General features: G+C 64.8%; 14 protein-coding genes. 3 read left to right on the top strand and 11 right to left on the bottom strand.

The window, feature by feature from the left end; all coding sequences use genetic code 11:
- Window positions 1-2 precede the first annotated feature (2 nt).
- The 11 genes from KF892_22630 to KF892_22580 all read right to left on the bottom strand — a co-directional run bounded on the left by KF892_22630 (window position 3) and on the right by KF892_22580 (window position 15,059).
- Window positions 3-857, bottom strand: coding sequence for a hypothetical protein (locus KF892_22630; GenBank protein MBX3627822.1), 855 nt, complete (start codon window positions 855-857; stop codon window positions 3-5).
- Complete coding sequence (locus KF892_22625; GenBank protein MBX3627821.1) at window positions 854-2,452, bottom strand: AAA family ATPase; 1,599 nt, start codon at window positions 2,450-2,452, stop codon at window positions 854-856. The genes KF892_22630 and KF892_22625 overlap by 4 nt, the downstream gene beginning before the upstream one ends.
- On the bottom strand, window positions 2,442-4,085 hold the full coding sequence (locus KF892_22620; protein MBX3627820.1) for a restriction endonuclease subunit S: 1,644 nt from the start codon (window positions 4,083-4,085) through the stop codon (window positions 2,442-2,444). The genes KF892_22625 and KF892_22620 overlap by 11 nt, the downstream gene beginning before the upstream one ends.
- The gene (locus KF892_22615; GenBank protein ID MBX3627819.1) at window positions 4,078-5,139 is read right to left on the bottom strand and encodes a DUF1016 family protein; all 1,062 of its coding nucleotides are present in this window, start codon (window positions 5,137-5,139) and stop codon (window positions 4,078-4,080) included. The genes KF892_22620 and KF892_22615 overlap by 8 nt, the downstream gene beginning before the upstream one ends.
- The gene (locus KF892_22610) at window positions 5,136-6,737 is read right to left on the bottom strand and encodes an N-6 DNA methylase (protein MBX3627818.1); all 1,602 of its coding nucleotides are present in this window, start codon (window positions 6,735-6,737) and stop codon (window positions 5,136-5,138) included. The genes KF892_22615 and KF892_22610 overlap by 4 nt, the downstream gene beginning before the upstream one ends.
- Before the next feature lie 20 nt (window positions 6,738-6,757).
- On the bottom strand, window positions 6,758-10,171 hold the full coding sequence (hsdR, locus tag KF892_22605) for a type I restriction-modification system endonuclease (protein ID MBX3627817.1): 3,414 nt from the start codon (window positions 10,169-10,171) through the stop codon (window positions 6,758-6,760).
- Between the two features lie 319 nt (window positions 10,172-10,490).
- A complete protein-coding gene (locus tag KF892_22600; GenBank protein MBX3627816.1) occupies window positions 10,491-11,465 on the bottom strand; it encodes a prop effector ProQ in 975 nt (324 codons plus the stop codon).
- Between the two features lie 86 nt (window positions 11,466-11,551).
- Window positions 11,552-11,947, bottom strand: coding sequence for a VOC family protein (locus KF892_22595; GenBank protein MBX3627815.1), 396 nt, complete (start codon window positions 11,945-11,947; stop codon window positions 11,552-11,554).
- A 77-nt stretch (window positions 11,948-12,024) separates the two neighbouring features.
- Window positions 12,025-13,332, bottom strand: coding sequence for a hypothetical protein (locus KF892_22590; protein MBX3627814.1), 1,308 nt, complete (start codon window positions 13,330-13,332; stop codon window positions 12,025-12,027).
- Window positions 13,333-13,419: 87 nt separating this feature from the next.
- Window positions 13,420-14,604 (bottom strand): SUMF1/EgtB/PvdO family nonheme iron enzyme, encoded by a 1,185-nt coding sequence (locus KF892_22585; protein ID MBX3627813.1) that lies wholly within the window; start codon window positions 14,602-14,604, stop codon window positions 13,420-13,422.
- A gap of 41 nt (window positions 14,605-14,645) precedes the next feature.
- Window positions 14,646-15,059, bottom strand: a complete 414-nt coding sequence (locus tag KF892_22580; protein ID MBX3627812.1) for a GFA family protein — start codon at window positions 15,057-15,059, stop codon at window positions 14,646-14,648.
- A gap of 53 nt (window positions 15,060-15,112) precedes the next feature.
- On the opposite strand from KF892_22580, the gene dinB reads away from it, so the two are divergent.
- From dinB to KF892_22565, 3 genes are read left to right on the top strand one after another with little or no spacing between them, the layout of a single operon-like run.
- Entirely contained in the window at window positions 15,113-16,333 is a 1,221-nt protein-coding gene (dinB, locus tag KF892_22575; protein ID MBX3627811.1) for a DNA polymerase IV, read from the top strand.
- 26 nt (window positions 16,334-16,359) lie between these two features.
- Entirely contained in the window at window positions 16,360-17,265 is a 906-nt protein-coding gene (locus KF892_22570; protein ID MBX3627810.1) for a DUF3034 family protein, read from the top strand.
- Window positions 17,266-17,275: 10 nt separating this feature from the next.
- Window positions 17,276-17,707 carry a group 1 truncated hemoglobin gene (locus KF892_22565; protein ID MBX3627809.1) on the top strand — a complete coding sequence of 144 codons (432 nt, stop codon included), beginning with the start codon at window positions 17,276-17,278 and terminating at the stop codon, window positions 17,705-17,707.
- Window position 17,708 lies beyond the last annotated feature (1 nt).

Genomic DNA, 17,708 nt, shown 5'->3' with positions numbered 1-17,708 from the left:
CGTCAATCCGCAGCAGCGAGGTGCAGCATTTCATCTGCGACGATGAGTCTTCCCAGGAGGTTGGCAGAAAGGCAGGTCCGAGCCACTGCGGCGAACGGACTGGCTGACTTGCTCATAGCGATCAACTCGCCTGCAAGCTCCTGCAACGTCATTGCCTCTTCTGGGGTTCTTTTCCCCTTTGGCTTGGCCGCGATTCGGTTGTACTTGAACACGCGCCTTGTGCAATCGGTCCACACGCGCTTGCGCGCGCGGTTGAGCTGGCTCTGACGCAACCCCAAGCAGTCGATCGCGGTGGTGACGTGCTCCTTTTCCGCCTCGGACAGCTGATCATGTGGCCACACCGTTCCGTCGTCCTTGAACAAAAGCTTGCCCGGATCATCGGGGTCAATCGGGTCCAGCAATATCGGCGACTCGCAACCGCAGTCGCGCGCGGCCAGGCTCGCGCGTTTTGCCGGGTCGAGCAGCGGGAACCAATCCCCTTTGCCCACTGTTTCCTCTGAGTACTCTTTGTTCTGCGTATTGCACAACACGCCCGCCAGCCGAAAGTTCTCGATGTCGAAGGCCAGCCAGGAATAGCCGTCACAGGTATCGCGCAACGCTTGTTTGGCCCGGCCATGCGGTCTGAAGTGGTCAACTTGGTAGCGAGACACACTCTCGGGCGCTTCTGAGTACCAGCACTTGCGGTGAGACATCTGACCCAGGTAGTCGCGCACCGCCGACCACTTGCCTTGGTTTTCCTTGATGTAAGCCTTGCGAGCTTCTGGATCGGCAATGGCATCTAACTCTGCCGCCGCTTGCTTCAAGTCGTTCTTGACTTGCTCTGGAACGAGGTCCCAGTTCCGGTGGACATAGATCATGGTTTCTTCAGCAATTGCTTAATCAACTCACGGGTGGTCTCGTCGCGCTGCGCCAGTTGCTCAGGCGTCAGAGGCTCGACATCGGCAAGTTCCACATCGTCCAGCTTGCGCAGGAACTCGCGGTACAGCTCATCACGTTCTTCGTACATGAAGCCGAGCTTGCGCAGTTCCTGATTGATCACTTCCAGCTGCTGAGCTTGGGCAACACTCAGCTGACGAAGGCGCGCCAGCTTGTTGCGCTCGTCGATCTTTTTCTGGGTGGGCTCATCCAAAGTGCTGGGCATGCCGAAGATGTCTGTGAGCACACCGCTGACACCCAGTCCGCGCGGGTCGACGAAGGGCACTGAAGCCAACACCTGTTGGCTCGCTGGTTCGGTATGCAGCACACGGACTTCATTGCGCTCCAAGCCGGCAATGGTCAGCGGGTTGTGAGATGTCAGCACGATGTGGCTGTTCTCTGCATCAGCCGCCGTTCCCGTCCACCTTTCGATCAACCGCAGATAGCTCAACTGCCAGTGCGGGTTGAGATGGGTGTCGGGTTCATCCAGCAAGAAAAGCACCCGCTTGCCCCGCGAGATGCGCAACAAACCCATCACCATCAGCAACTGTCGCTCGCCATCAGAGAGGTCGGAGAACTCGATGTCTCCGCTGGCATCGTTCTCCCGCGTCACCCAGACATTCAAACTGCGAATCAGGTCTGAGACATCCAATGCCTCCAAGGCATAGAACATGTCCGCGTCATCACTGAAGGTGTCGCGCAAGCGCTGGATGACCGATTGATCGCGCAGAAAAACTGCGAACTGGGCCTCGTCCTGGAGCCTGTCGCGATAGTCGTCAATGTCATTGCCCGTCAGACCGAACGGATGGAAGGCCATCGCCTGTAGCTGCCGGGCCGTTCGCCCTGCCGGCCCATCGGCGCCCCAAAAGTTCGCGGCGTCTTCGCGCTTCTTGCTGCGCCCACCTTTGGCGTACCAGGGCTCGCGGAACAAGGCTAGCGCCGAATGAAAGCCTGTGACGCGGACGATCTCCTCAAGCAGCTTGTCCGCGTCTTCGTCAGGGAACGCGAACTGGGCCAACAAGGCCATCACGCCATGAACATGGCGGCAATAGAACAGCCGGCGGGCCAGCAAGGCCTGGTGGCAGGCGTCCTCGTCGTTGTTGCGCGCAATGGCCTTGTAGTAATTGCTCTGGTGCTTGTCGAACACCCGTTCCAAGCGCCGCCCACTGCCGGAGTAGTAACCCAAGATCAGGTCAGGAAACCATTCGGACTTGTTCCGTTCGAACTCGGCTCGAGAAACTGGCTTGCCATCGACCTGGATGGGCGCTTCGCTGGGCATATTGCTCAATGCCACCCGTGTGAACTCGCCGGGCTTGGCCTTGCGCGCCTGAATGCGGTAGGTCACGCGATAGCTGAATCGCAAAGAGGCACTGCGCAGATCGACGTGGCTGAATACCAGGGCCAGCGCCTCGATGAGGTTGGACTTGCCGGCCCCGTTTTGCCCAATCAAGACGGTGGTCAGCCGGGTTTCATCAAAGTCAACCTCCAGCTGCTTCAAGTTCTTGAAGCCGTCGACGTAGACGCGATCAAGCCGCATGGCGGGCGGGCTCCAGCAGCGGGTCGGCGTCGTTCACATGGCCGTGGGCGATCTCCCAGGCGAGCTGTTTGTAGAAGTCGGCCACCGGCAGTTCCGAGGCCTCAAACAAGGTCTTGGCATCCACCGGCTGACCCAGGTGGCGCAGGTGACCGGCGAGATAGGGCTGGCCTTTCACGTCTTCTTCTTGGCGGCTTTTGGTGGGCATGGCTTGGCTGGGGGATGACGTTGATTGGGGCGACCGCGCGGTGCGCGGGGTGCGCGCTTTGCGGGTTTTGGCTGGCGCGCTGGTTTGGCTTCGTTCGGCGGCGAGGCGCGCCAGCAGGGCGCTGGCGGGCTCGTCATGGGGGTCTTGCGGTAGCAAGTCACCGCGGAACGCTTTAGCCAGGATTTGGGGAGCCAACCTCCTCGTTCGGCTGAGCGTCTTGCTGAAGTTGGCTTCTATACGGTCAGCGACACGAAAGAGGGCAGCGACCCTGCTCACGATTTCGCGCTGTTCGGCAAGCTCCGGCAACCAAAGCTTCAAGGCACGCAGTTCCTCGGCATTGAGATTGTTCACACCGCTTGTGGACTTTGCTGTTTGCTCGATGTAGCGGCGCTGAGCTGAAGCGGACAGGCTCAACTGAATGAACTCAGGGACAGCCAACGCAGTATTCACTCGCAAGCGCATGAGGTAGCCGGCAAACAGAAGACCGACCTCCGCTTTCGTGACCACGCTTGTCTTTCCCACCAGATCCAAGCTTCCGTTGGAACGAACCACCAACAGGTCGCCCTCGTGAAGCGACAGCTTGGCGCGTTCTCCGCTGTCGAACTCAGCGGACTTCAGATCTCTGAGATCAAGGCGCCCATGGTCAGCGATGTTTGGAATGCGAAGTACACCTACGCCTGTCGACACGTAGTCGCATTTCTTCGATGTGCCATACCGCAGGTCTAGCGCAATTGCTGAGATGGTGGTGTTTGCGATCCCCGCGTCAGCCTCCGCGTCCGACGCATTGCCAGCGGTGGATCGCCAGTCCTCTGTCAGAGCGCCAGTCGTCGCGGCATTGATGACCGCTCGTCGAAACCGCTTGAGTAGCCCCGGGATGGCATTGAGGTGATCGTTGCAGGCCTTGATGCGGGCCAGCAAGGTGTCGAGTTGGTCGGCGATGCGGGATTGTTCAGCTCGCGGCGCGATTACGAATGGCGCCGCGCGGCCAGCCTCGGTGCCCAGCCGGGGCATGTTCATGCCGTGGCTCTCTGCCTCGACGTACCTCAGGAAGGCCGGGTGCTTGAGCCAATAGAACAGGAAGCGCGTGTCCAGGTGCGCAGAGCTCTTGATCGGCACGATCTCGGTGGTGCAAAAGCCGGGTTGATCCGCGATCAGTACCTTGTTCAGATAGGGACGCAGCTTGCCGTAGAGCACATCGCCCGTATCGAAACGGTTCTTGGTGCTCTTTGATCGCCGCTCGCCAAAGGTGACGCGCTGTAGAAGACGCGAACTGTCCTTCTCGATGTCCTCCAGCTCCAGCACCCACGCCGAATCGTCGATCTCTTCTGGTTCTGCCTTGTTGGTGCGGCCGTAGTTGACGAGATCGCCCAGCCGTGCGACGGCCCACGTGGGAGGCAGTTGTCGGCCCAAGTTGTCCTGGTCACTCATCGGAGTCCCCCTCCAACAACACCCCCCGCCGCGCCAACCGCTCCCGCGCTTCGACCAGCGCTTGATGCAACCGCTGCTCCAGCTCCGCCTTGGGCGGCAGCTCGGTCCAGTACTCGGCCACGGTGATGCCGTCCCGGTGCATTTGCAGCAGCTCCACCTGCTCGCGGCTGGATTCGGCGCACAGGATCAAGCCGATGGGCGGCTCTTCGCCGGGTTGGCGCTCGTGCCGGTCGAGCCACTTGAGGTAAAGCTCCATCTGGCCCTTGTGCGCAGCCTTGAAGCGGCCGAGCTTGAGCTCAATGGCCACCAGGCGGCGCAGGCGGCGGTGGAAGAAGAGCAGGTCGAGGTAGAAGTCGTCGCCGTCGATGACCATGCGCTTTTGCCGCTCGACGAATGCAAACCCGCGCCCCAGCTCCAAGATGAAGGCTTCGAGCTGGCGCAGGATGGCGGCCTCCAGGTCGGCCTCGTCGTGGCCCTGTCGCAGGCCCAGAAAGTCGAGAAAGTAGGGGTCTTTGAAGACTTGGGCGGGCGCTGCGCCCGGCTCGGGCAGGAGGGCCGCGCCGGCCTGGGCGCTGGCCAGGGCCTGGCGCTCAAAGGCTTTGCGCTCAATCTGGCGCGTGAGCTCACGCACGCTCCAGCCCTCGTGCGCAGCCTGGGCGGCGTAGTACTGCCGGGCCTCCGCCGTCTTGAGCGGCACGATGGCCACAAGGTGGCTCCAGCTCAATTGTGTCGACAGCGTCGACACAATCTCGGCCGCCGGGAAGGCTTGGGCAAAACGAAGCATGCGGCGCAGGTTGCGGGCCTCGAAGCCACGGCCAAACTCGTGCGAGAGCTGCTGGCCGAGCTGGTCGAGCAACTGGGCGCCGTAGCTGGCACGCTCACCGCCCAGCAGCTCGACGTGCAGGCGCTGGCCGACCGTCCAGTACAGGCGGGTGAGCTCGGCGTTGACGGCACCGGCCAGGCGCTGGCGGCTGCCGGCAATCAGCGCCCGCAGCTCGGCGTGCAGGTCGGTGTGCGGGCCGCTGGGTGAAGGCGCCGGAACAGACGGGGTCACGCGTCGGCCCCCTCGCTGGCCTCGTTGCCGGCCTCATCGGGCAACAGCTCTTCGAGCTCGTCTAGCTCGGCATTGGGGTCTTCGCCCAGGGCTTCGAGCAGGGCGCGCAGCTCCAGCACGGCGGCATTCATTTCGCGCATGGCCAGGCGGGCCAGCAGGGCGGGGTCTTCGCGCTGCTGTTGGGCGGTGTCGGCGTTGTCGTCTTTGAGCCAGGCGAGGTCGAGATTGTCGCCACGGTCAGCAATCTGCTGGCGGGTGAACTTGCGCCAGCGGCCGGTGTCGCCGCTGTCTACACGCCGGGCCAGGGCTTCGGGGCCGCCTTGGGGGTCGGGGCCGAAGACGTCTTCGAACTTGTCGCGGGATGTGCCGGCCGGCGCGTCGTCGGGGGTGCGGAAGTAGTCGCGGGTGAAAGGGGTGCGCTTGCCGAACTGGGGCATGTTGGCGCGCATGTCGTAGACCCACACTTCTTTGGTGTTGCCCTTGTCGGTCTTATCGCCCTTGGTGAAGAAGAGCACATTGGTCTTCACGCCCTGGGCGTAAAAGATGCCCGTGGGCAGCCGCAAGATGGTGTGCAGGTTGCACTTGTCCATGAGGTCACGGCGCACGCTGGTGCCGACGTTGCTTTCGAACAAGACGTTGTCGGGCAACACCACGGCGGCACGGCCGCCGGGTGCGAGGTTGCGGTAGATGTGCTGAAGAAAGGCGAACTGCTTGTTGCTGGTCTCGTAGGTGAGGTCTTTGCGCGTCGGCAGGCCGCCACCCTTCTTGGTGCCGAAAGGGGGGTTGGAGAGGATGAGCGTGGCGGCGGGCAAGCGCGTGCCTTCTTCGCCCAGCGTGTCGCCATAGGTCACCCCACCCTCGATGCCATGCAGCAGCATGTTCATGAGCGCCAGGCGGTGGGTGTCTTGCACAAGCTCCATGCCGTAGAAGGTTTCACGCTTGTAGCGGCGCTGGGCTTCTTCGGTGAGGCTGTCGAAATCGTTGTTCGCCCGCAGGTGGTTGTTGGCAGCGATCAAGAAGCCGCAGGTGCCGGCCGCTGGGTCTTGAATGACGTCGCGGAGCTGGGGCTTCATCACGCTGACGATGCTGTCGATCAGGTGCCGTGGGGTGAAGTACTGGCCTGCACCGCTCTTCTTCTCGGTGGCGTTGCGCTCCAGCAGGTCTTCGTACAGGTCGCCCAGGTCGTCGCGCTGCACGCTGTACCAGTCGAGCGCGTCGATGTCGGTGACCAGCTTGCTCAGCGTGGCGGGCTTGGTGATGAAGGTGTTGGCGTTGGCGTAGATTGCTTGCACGGCGCCACGGCCGTGCAGGCCGTAGTCGAGCAGCATTTCCTTGTATGTGTCGAGCCTCTCAGGGGCCGAGGCGCTGAGCAGGTCGTCCCAGCGGGTGCCGGGCTGTTCGACGGGCGGCTCAGACTTCTTGGGGCGCTTCCACACCTTGAGACGGTCTTCTTGCCCCGTCTCTTTCATCATCTTCAAAAACAGCAGGTAGGTCAGCTCGCTGAGGTACTGGTGGTAGGTGACACCGTCATCGCGCAGCACGTGGCACAGCGACCAGAGCTTGGCGCCGATGTCGAGTGCAGCAGTGGGGTTGGACATGGATTCAGGTTCGAGAAGAGTCAGCGGTTGGCAGATTCGGGCGGCAGGGCCCACAGCGCGTCGTTGAAGGCATCGAGCACGGGTTGGAGCTGGCCGTTGAAGACCTTGTCCAGCCGGTTGAAGCCTCCGCCCTCGCGCTTGAAGATCAAGTCGGGGTCGTCAATGGCCGAGCGGTCCACCAGCACATTGGCTTTGGTCTGCGCAGCGATGCGCTTGAGCCAGTCGCGTTGCGGCGTGCTCCAGGGCTTGCCTGCGGGTGGATGCGCCAGCAGATGCTGAAGAGCCCGGTCGACGCGCTCGGCGTAGGGTAGCAGCGCGTCACCAATGGCGGCCTGGCGGATGTAGCCGACGATGCGGGCGGCAATGTCCTGGTTGGTCAGCTCGCGCCAGGCCGAGGCGAGATTGGTTTCGGTGAAGCCCGCCCGGTCCAGTGCCAAGACCAGCTCGCGCAGTTGCGCGCGGGTCAGCTCGCGGGGCCGTGTGAGCACGGTCACCAGCGCTGGGATCTGGTTGCCCTGCGTGTTGATGAACTCGCTGAAAGCGCGGATGTAGTCGTCGGGCTTCTTGCCCTTTCCGTAGCCGCGCTCGGCTCGGTCGAAGGCGTCGGCATGCTCTGACACGAACATTTCGCGCTCGGGGCCGTCACTGCGGCGGTCGAGCAACTCGCCCAGTGTCGGGTTCTGTACGAACCACGCTGCCACATCGGCCAGTGGCATGGCCTTGAGCTTTTGCACGAAGGCCTGCACCGGCATGCCGGCCGTGGCTTCAAAGTCTTGGCGGTTCTTGTCGGTCAGGTGGCGCTTCTTGGCTTGCAGCTTGGTCAGGAACTGGTCGCGCACCAGTTCGGTGGCGGATTCGTCCTTCAACGTGGCCAGCTCCTGCGCCAGTTGGGTGAAGCTGATCTTCGGGTTCACGACCACAGGCTTCATCGCTGTCATGTCGCCGATGGCTTCGAAGATGCGAACCGCATCGAACACGCGGAACGAGTCTTTCACGTCGGTGCCGCCGAAGTCGCAGAGCCGCGTTGCACGACCCAACATCTGGTCGAACAAGATGCGGCTGTTCACTTGGCGCAGGAACACCAGGTTGCAGATTTCGGGAACGTCCACGCCCGTGGTCAGCAAGTCGACGGTGACGGCGACGTTGGGCAGGCGTTCGTTTTTGTAGCGGCGGATCAGCTGCAAGGGTTTGTCGGCCGCGCCAGTGATCTTGATAACGGCGTCGTCTTCGACCGCGCCGTACTGGGCGGCGAAGGCCTGCTTGAGCAACGCCACCACCATGTCGGCGTGGCTGTCACTCACACAGAAGATCAGGGTCTTGCGGCGGGAGGCTGGGTCCAGCTCCTGCGCGAGGTAGGAGCAGACCACCTCGTTGAAGTTGCGCGTGATGACCTTGCGGTTGAACTCGTCGACCTTGAGCTTGATCTCGTCGGGCGTCTTGAACAGCTCGATTTGCTGGCGGCCGGTGTTGTAGACCTTGACCTCTTCGCCAGCTTTCCACGCAATGCCTTGGCCGGAAAGCTGTGTATGCACCTGGATCGGCGGCTCGTAGTCCACCAGGTAGCCGTCAATCACCGCCTCGCGGTAGCCGTAAGTGAAGACGGGCGCGCCAAAGATCTGCGTGGTGTGCAGCGCGGGCGTGGCGGTGAGGCCGATCTTCACTGCATCGAAGTAGTCCAAAACACGGCGGTACTTCGACACGTAGTCGTCGTAGCCACGGAAGCTGAGTTCGGTGTCGGACAGCTCTCGGTCGAGCAGGTAGCCGCGGTGGCATTCGTCGACGACGATGCAGTCGTATTGGTCGATGGGTGGTGGCGCCGTGCCATCGCTGGGGTACAGCACGCGCTGCACCATGCCTTGCACGGTGGCCAAATGCACCGCAGTGTCGTCGTCGGGCGCCTGGTCTTCCAGCTCCTTGAGGCCGAAGATGTCGGCAAAGGTCTGCAGGCGCTCCATGCGCGTGTCTTTGAACGCGTTGGCCGCTTGCTCTCCCAAGGCTGAGCGATCGACGAGAAACAGGATGCGCCGAAACCGCTTGGCCTTGAGCAGGCGGTAGATCAGTGCGATGCAGGTCTTGGTCTTGCCAGTGCCCGTGGCCATGGCCAGCAGGATGGCGCGCTGGCCGTCGCGGATGATGGCTTCGGTGGCCAGGATGGCGCGCTGTTGGTAGGGCCGCAGCGGGAAGCCATAGTCGAAAGGCGAATGGGCCAGCTCGGCATGGGCTCGTGCGTCGTCGCGCTGCAGTAGCGCGCTCAGGCCACCGGGGGTGTACCAGCCATCGAGTGCATGGCCCAGGTTTTCTGGCTGGCGAACGTCGCAAAACCAGACGCCGCTTTGCTCGGCCAACTGCCGCAGGTAAGGGCGGCCGTTGGTGGCGAACACGAAGGGGATGCGGAACTCGCCTTGCGCGCCGAAATTGGTGGCTGGTAGCTCGACTTCGGGTGAGGGGCGAAAGCCACGGCTGTAGCGCTTGGCTTGCTGGAGGGCGCCGGACACGTCGATGTGCTTGCGCTTGGCTTCGACGATGGCCATGGGCACCAGGCCCACGAAGAGTGCGTAGTCGGCGGGCCCGGTCTCCGTCGGCCATTCGGCGATGGCTAGGTTCTGGCCGCGCTGCGGCCTTGTGCCCTTGGTGAAGGTGAGCTGCTCGGAGTCGACCGTCCAGCCGGCAGCGGCGAGTTGCTCATCGATCAGCCTGCGTGTGTCGCGCTCGCTGATCTGGAGGGAGGCTGCTGCCGTGTTGGCCGCCGCCACGAACTTGGCGATGGTCTGTGGCGGTGCTGTCTCGGCCTGGGTCTGAAGGGCTTGCAGGCGTATCAACAGTTCAGCTTTGGCCGCGTCGGCCTCGGCGGCCATCGCCTCCCAGAAGGCGCGGTCTTGTTCCGCTTGCCGGGCCTGGGTGTGCATCTGGTTGAGCGACTGGACGGCGTCCTGGTGGGTCGCTCTGTACTGCGCCAGCTCGCTGCGCAGGCTGTCAAGTTCCGCCTGCAGCTCGCTGCTCTGATCCACAGGCGGTGTGGGGGGCTGGAAAGGACCCGACTTGAAGCCAGCATCCTTGAAGGTGCGGTGGAACCACACGCCCAGTTGCCAGGTAAAGCGAAGCGCAAGGAGGGCCGTTCGATGATCCCCGGCCAAGCGGTGATTGGCGTCATTGCCTGTGCGTCGAACCTCGTGGAAGAGGTTGCCAACCTCGCGCGGCACGATGCCCTGGTCCTGAAGGCGGCGCAGAAGGTCGGCTTGCTTCTCGTCTGGCGAGGTGAAGAGGCCGACATTGGAGGCCACCAGCTGAGCCAACAGTTCGGTCAACTGCCTCAGCTTCAGCAAGCAGGTATTGGGATCGTCGGGAAAGTAGCGCTCGGCCAGCATCCCCAAGCGCACGAGCTGTTCGTCGTGCGTCATCAGGTAGCCGAAGTTTGATGTGCCTGCCTCCCTCATGAAGCTCCTCTCTCGCACGCTCCTGGCAAGCCTTGCAGCTCAGGTTTTGCGGGCAATTCTGCCGGAAGTAACCTTGACGAGCACCTTTGCTCATCAGCCGCGACCAGCGGGTAGCACTGAAGATGCGCAGCACTTCGAGCCCTCCTTCGAACGACGGCAACCCAGTCTGAAGCGGTTATGCGTCTTGACGGCCTGACCGATGGCTAGTAGCCCGATAGGGGGCGCTCGTGAGGCTGCATGGGAGGGCAGCAATCGCTGAACAGCAGCCGGCGATCACTCAGATCTCAAAATGGTCCCGATCCCTGCGGGAGCCAGGCCACTAGCGTGAGCCACGCTCCTGCCGCGCAAGGGTCAGAAGCACGTCCAGGGCTTCCTCACTCAGCCCCTTCAAGGCGCCGAAGTTCGCCTTCGACAGTGGGCTCTGCTCGAAGCTGCGCAGCAGCAAAGCGCGCCGTTGGCGCTCCTCGGCCTCGGCCGCCTGCTCGGGGGTCATGTGCGGGGCGCGTGCGTTCGCGGGCTCTTGCTCACGTGCACCGCCATGCCGCTCGGGCCTTGGCCCGTGCGGGCGCCGCTGTGCACCCGAGCCCACATCGTCGGGCTTGCCGGGCTTGCCGGGGCCTCGTGGTGCGCCAGGTCTTGGCGGCTGAGCGTGCGGTGACGCCTGGCCGCGTTGAGGTGGCCTCGTCGATCGGTCGGGGCGATCAGCAGTGGCGGGCTGCGCCGAGCGCTTGCCACGGGTGGCAGGCCGCTCTCCGGCTGCTTGCGAAGTGGCCTGCGCCCCCTCCGCCTGCTCGGAACGGCGTGGCGGGTGGCTCGGCCCACGCGACGCCCGGGCCGCCTCGCGCTCCGCGCGTTTCCGTTCTTCCACCAGCACACGGCGCCGCTCGAGCTCCACACCGGCAGCATCGCGGTGTTCGGCCGCAATTTCCCCGGCCGGTTGGCCGTCGAGGTCGACGCGTGTCGCGCCCTCCGCAACCAGGGCACGCAGGTAGGCCGTCCGGGTGGTGTGGCGCTGCAGGAAGAACGACAGTGCCTTCTTGGTGAACACCCCTGGCGCACGTTGATGGATGTCGGCCTGGATGCGCAGCTTGATCGGCTTGATCACACCCTCACCAAACAGCGCCGGGAAGTGCGTGGCCAGCAGGCGCCCGGTGTCGGCCACGCTGGGCTCGGGCCGCGGTGCCGGTGCGGCAGCCACCTCGGGAGCGGGGTGCGCCGCCTCGGCGGGCGTGTTCGGCGTCGCATCGGGCGTGGTGCCCAAGGCAGGCTCGGGAATGTTGGGAATGTCAGGCATCGGAACGGAGCGGGTCGGTCACTGGGGCGGCTGTGTCGCCGGGGCACGTATTCTCGGCCCACGGGCGCGGCACCTGCACGCGTTCGCTAGCGTTTGACACGATGAACGGCGCACAGCTTGTGGCCATCGGGGTCTCGCACGTAGGCAAGGTACATCGCCCCGAGCGTGCTCTCACGCAAGCCCGGTGGCTCCTCGATCGACGTGCCGCCATTGGCCACCGCGACGTCGTGGAAGGCTTGCAGTTGCTCAGGCGAGCTGCACTTGAACGCGATGGTGCCGCCGTTGGCCGCGGTGGCTTGCTCGCCGTTGATGGGCTCGGAGACGCAGAAGCTGCTGCCGTCGTGCCGGTAGAACAACCGGGTCTGCCCGGTGGCGTTCACGTTGCGCACGGGCTCGCCGGCACCGAGCACGCCGAGCACGGCGTCGTAGAAGCGCTTCGAGCGCTCGATGTCATTGGTGCCGACCATGATGTGATTGAACAAGCTTGTCTCCTTGTGATGCTGGTGAAAGGGGAAGCGCACATTGTCGGCACGCTGCAATGCCCCGATCTCTCGCCCTGCTACTGCCTGACGAGCGTGGCCCGCAACTCGACGACCGCTTCATTCTTCGCCACCTTGCATTCGACGTCGGTCGGCACCGGCGCGTACTTCTCACCGAGATAGCTGCGGATCCGGATGATCGAATCGAACTTGCCGCCTCGGGCGTTCGAGACCATTTCCGACAGCGTCTTCAGCACGGCCTGCCGGCAGGCTTCTTCACGGGTCAGCGTGCCGAGCGCCACGTCTTCGGAGTAGACCTCGGGCTTCTTGTGCCGGCTGTACTTGGGCGCCTTGAACTCCCAATACGCTTTGACATCGGAGCCCAGGATGGCGCGCGCTTCGGGCGACTCCAGGATGGGGCCGAGGGGCATGAAGAAGGCGTCTTTGGCCGCAGGCCTGGCCGGCATGGGCGCGAAGCCGATGCTGTCGTCGTCGATGCTGGCCAATGACGCCTGCAAGCTGACCGAGAGCTTGCCCATCATCAGTTGCCTCTGGCGGCATTCGGCGTCGGTGATGACGGGCGCATACCGATCGTCGTAGAAGCTTCGCACCTTGATGATGGCGTTGAGGCCGCGTTCCTCGGCGTCTTTCGCCATCGACTTCAGGCTCTCCAGCACGGCCTTCCGGCACGCGCCTTCGTCACCAATGTCTCGGTTGGAAGCAGACTCCGAATAGGAATCGGGGCCGTAGCGCTTGGCGTACTTGGGTGCTGCAATGCCCCAGAAGACATGCATGTCGGGGCCGAGTATTTTTTGCGCTTCGGCAGACGTGAGGATCGGGGCCAGCGGAATGAACCTGCCGTTCTCAGGGGCCTGCCTCGGCGGCGTGCGGGTCGACCGTTCGTCGGCCTCCACCATGCGCTGCACCGCGGCAGGCGTCATCGCGAACTGGCTCCACAGCGCGACCTTGACGCGCCGGTCGCCGGCACATCGAAAGCCTTCCTTGTCGTTCGAGGGCTGGCCATCCACGGCGGCCTGGAGGTTGATGACGGCGTCGTAGCCGCGGCTGCGTGCGTCGCTGATGAGCGTCTTCAGGGTGTCTTCAAACGCCCCCACACAGTACGCCTGCCCGCCCGCGTTGGAGAAGGGCCCGCGCCGGGCATAGACATCGGGCGGGGCGACTTCCGCAAACTCGGGCGTCGGTTGTGTCGCCCAGTAGAGCTTGACGGCGGGGTCGTGAAGGGCCCGGCCGGAGTCTGAGTTCATCAAGTCACTGAACTTGAAGTAGCCCGGCTCGGCGGCCTGCGTGCAGGTGGCCGCGGCGAGCAGCACATGGGCCAGCAGAAGGCGAACGCGCGGAAAGCAGACGAGCAAATGGCGCCCTGGCATGAAGATCTCCCTCGGTTTGTGTCGTTGTGGTGAACGGAAAGCCGGGCGATCTTAGGGGAGAGATCGGCGCCGGGCAGGCGCTGACGCTCAGAGCGAGACGCTGCGAAACCCGCTGAACGCGTCGTCGCGCTCGGGCAGCAGGAAGCGCCGGTGCTTCGCGTTGCGCATGCGCTCGTTCGTGGCAAACGAGCCGCCGCGCAGCACCTTGTGCGAGCCGAAGGCGGCTTGCGAATACTGCGCATCGGGCCCGGGCATGAAGCCTGGGTAGGGGCGGAAGCTCCCCGCCGTCCACTCCCACACCTGACCGAAGCGCACGCCGCGCGAGGCGCCCTGGTGCGCGGCGACTTCCCACTCCAGCTCGGTCGGCAGGCGGCGCTCGGCCCAGCGGCACCAGGCGTCGGCCTCGTACCAGCTCACGTGCATGGCGGGTTGCGACATCGGCACGCGCGTCATCTTGCCGAAGCGCTGCATCAGCACGCTCTGGCGCATCTGGTCGACATGGCGCGGCGTGCGGCGGCCTTCTCGCTGCACCCAGTCCCAGCCTTCGGGTGACCAGTGGCGCTCGTCGTCGTAGCCGCCGTCTTCCACGAACTCGCAGTACTGGCCCCAGGTGACGGGCTGCGCGTCGATCTCGAACTCGGGCACGCTGTGCTCGTGCGCGGGCTGTTCGTTGTCGAACGCGAAGCCGCCGGGTGGCGAGCCGAGCAGCCAGCGCGTGGCCGGGAAGAGCACCGGCTGGCGCGACGCCAGCGTGCCGATCATCGGCAGCAAGCCCGGGTCGAAGCCGAGCGTCTGCGCGAGCTCGGCGAAGGCTTCGAGCTGCGCGTCTTCATGGCAGAGCGCGAGGCGGAAGAAGTACAGCGCGTCGTCGTCTTCCGCCGCGTGGTCGAGCAGCTCGAGCGTGGTCTCGAGCGTGTCGGCCAGGTACTGGCGGATGGCCTGCGGCTCGGGCAGCTCGAGCCGCCAGCGCAGCGAGGGCAACACCACCGAGGGGTCGAACAGCCGGTCGGCCTGGGGCTCGATGGACGCGAGCCGCAGCGCGGTGGGGTCGGCCTGGGTGCCGCGCTGGCGCTGCACGTTTCGCGAGATCCAGTGCTCCTGATACCAGGCCAGGTGGCCGAGCGACCACAGCGGCGGGTTCAGGCCCTCGCGCTGCGGCTCGCTCACCGCGAAGCCGGGCAGCGCCGCTTCGATCGCGCTCATCCAGCGCAGGCTGTGGTTGCGCGTGTCCATCAACGCGAGCGACAGCAATTCCTTGCCGGCGCGGCGCATCTGCGACGACTCGATGGGGGGCGCTTCGAAGTCGAGCATGGTCAGGCGGCAGGCGGCACGTAGCCCTCGGCGTGCCGAGGTGCCTCGTCGCCGATCTCGTACCAGTTGGCCTTGCTGGCCACGTAGGCGTGGAAGCCGATGCTCGAGGCGAGCGGCTCGTTGATGAGCCCGGCGCGGATGCGCAGCACGCCGGGCAGGTTGTCGCGGCGGCTGTAGATGGGCGAGCCGCAACGCTGGCAGAACGCGCGTTTCTTGCCCGGCGTCGATTCGTATTCGGTCATCAGCTCGCGGCCACTGTCGAAGTGCAGCGCCGACTCATCCACCGGGATGTTGGCCGCGAAGGCAGCGCCCTGCGCATGGCGGCATTGCGAGCAGTGGCAGATCTGGATCGGCGCCAGTTCGCCGTCGATGCGAAACGAGATGCCCCGGCAGAGGCATTGGGCGGTGTAGGTCATCGGGGGATGGTAGTGGGCTCGCCTGCCGGAGATAACTGTATGAAAATACAGTCGTGCCTCGCCTGATCGCCCACCTCGACATGGATGCGTTCTACGCCTCCGTGGAGCTGCTGCGCTACCCGGAATTGAAAGGCCTGCCGGTGGTGATCGGCGGCGGCCGGCGGCACCAGCCGGTGATGCGGCCTGACGGCACACGAGAGTTCTCGCTGTTGCGCGACTACACCGGCCGCGGCGTGCTGACGACGAGCACGTATGAAGCACGCAAGCTCGGCGTGTTCTCCGCCATGCCCACGATGAAGGCCGCCAAGCTCGCGCCCGATGCGGTGCTGCTGCCGGTCGACTTCGACGAGTACCGCAAGTACTCGCGCCTCTTCAAGGCCGCGGTGCGCCGCATCGCGCCGCTGGTGGAAGACCGCGGCATCGACGAGATCTACATCGACCTCTCCGAGCTGCCCGGCGTGCACGACGACGGCGGGCGCGCCATCGGCCAGCAGCTGAAAGACGCGGTGGCCGAGGCCACGGGCGGCCTCACCTGCTCGGTGGGCATCACGCCCAACAAGCTGCTCTCCAAGCTCTGCTCCGAGTTCGACAAGCCCGATGGCCTCACGCTGCTGCGGGCCGACGAGATCCCGGCCCGCGTGTGGCCGCTGGCCGCCCGCAAGGTCAACGGCATCGGCCCGAAGGCGAGCGAGAAACTCGCGGCGCATGGCATGCACACCATCGGCGACATCGCCGCGCGCGATGCGGCCTACCTCGTCGAGCATTTCGGCAAGAGCTACGGCGCCTGGCTGCACCGCGCCTCGCACGGCATCGACGACCGCGAGGTGGTGACGCACAGCGAGCCCGTCTCGATGAGCCGCGAGACCACCTTCGAGCGCGACCTGCACGCCGTGCGCGACCGGCGCGTGCTCACGCCCATCTTCACCGACCTGTGCATCGAGCTGGCCGACGACCTCAGCCGCAAGGGCTACGCGGCCAAGACCATCGGCATCAAGCTGCGCTTCGATGATTTCAAGATCGTCACGCGCGACCTCACGCTGCCCGCGCACACGATGGACGCGAAGACCATCCGCCGCGCCGCCGGCGAATGCCTGAAGCGGGTCGACCTCACCCGGCGCCTGCGCCTGCTGGGCGTGCGCGCCGGCAACCTGGCCAAGCTCTCGGAGCTGCTCAACCCTCATGCCATCGACACCCCGGTGGCACAGGAGCCAGTGCCCGCTTACCATGCGCCGCTGCCGCTGTTCGATGCATCCGAAAGCGGATCTGACGCGTAGATGAGTCTGGAGAGGGGACACATTCCATGCCACGACACCATCGTTTCGCACTGGCCGGCGCACTGGCGCTGGCCGTTGCCAGCCCACCGGCGCTTTCATTCGGCGGCAAGCTGCTGCTGACCGGCGGCGTGAGCAGCATCGACGGTGCGGCAGGCGGCGGCCTCACGCCCTGGGCCGTAACCGGCGGCTACGGCAGCGTGGGCGAGATCGGCGGCTCGGCCTTCGCCACACGCGTCAAGACCCAAGACTTCGCGGTCAACGCGGCGGGCGTGGCGCTCGCCTATGGCGACCGCATCGAGGCGTCGTTCGCACAACAGTCGTTCGACACCGGCCCGGTCGGCACGGCTCTCACGCTGCCGGGGCTCAAGCTCAAGCAAGACATCTTCGGCGTCAAGCTGCGCGTGCTGGGCGACGCGGTGCTCGACAGCGACACCTGGGTGCCGCAGGTGGCCGTGGGCGTGCAACACAAGCAGGCCGATGCCGGCGCACTCGAAAGCACGCTCGCCGGCTTCGGCGCGAAAGACCGCGGCACCGATCTCTACCTGAGCGCGACCAAGCTCTTCCTCGCGCAAGGGGTGCTCGTCAACGGCACGCTGCGCGCCACCAAGGCCAACCAGAACGGCCTGCTCGGCTTCGGCGCCACCGGCCACACGAGCTACCGCCTGCAGCCCGAAGTCTCGCTCGCCTGGCTCTTGCGGCGAGACCTCGCCATCGGCGCCGAGTACCGCGCCAAGCCCGACAACTTCCGCGACGTCACCGCGCTGGGCGCAGGCGCGCTGGCTGAAGACGACTGGGCCGACGTGTTCGTCGCGTGGGCGCCGAGCAAGCACTTCTCGCTCACGCTCGCCTATGTGGATGCCGGCAAGATCGTGCCGGGCGTCGTCAACAAGCGGCAGACCGGCGCGTACCTTTCGGCGCAGGTTGCCTTCTAAGGAGCACGACATGCACCGCCTGCTTCAACTCCTGTGCACCGCCCTGCTCGGCCTCGCGTTCACGGCCCACGCGCAACCCGCCGACGATTCGCTCTACCGCCAGCTCGGCGGCCAGCCCGGCCTCACCAAGCTGATGGACGACTTCATGACCCGCCTGCTCGCCGACAAGCGCATGAACCCCTTCTTCAAGGACGTGGACCACCCGCACGTGAAGGCACAACTCGTGGCGCAGTTCTGCGAGGTCTCGGGCGGCCCCTGCAAGCTCAAGGGCCCCGACATGAAGAAGGCCCACGAGGGCATGGACATCACCAAAGGCGACTTCAACGCGCTGGTGGAGGTGCTGCAAGACAGCATGAACGCGCAAGGCATCGCGTTCTCGACACAGAACAAGCTGCTGGCGCGCCTCGCGCCGATGCACCGCGACATCATCAACACGCCGTGAG

Origin of the sequence: Rhizobacter sp. (assembly GCA_019635355.1) — a bacterium.
Lineage (GTDB): Bacteria > Pseudomonadota > Gammaproteobacteria > Burkholderiales > Burkholderiaceae_C > Rhizobacter.
The sequence above is the reverse complement of the archived record's forward strand: the minus strand, read 5'-3'. Positions and strand labels throughout refer to the sequence as shown.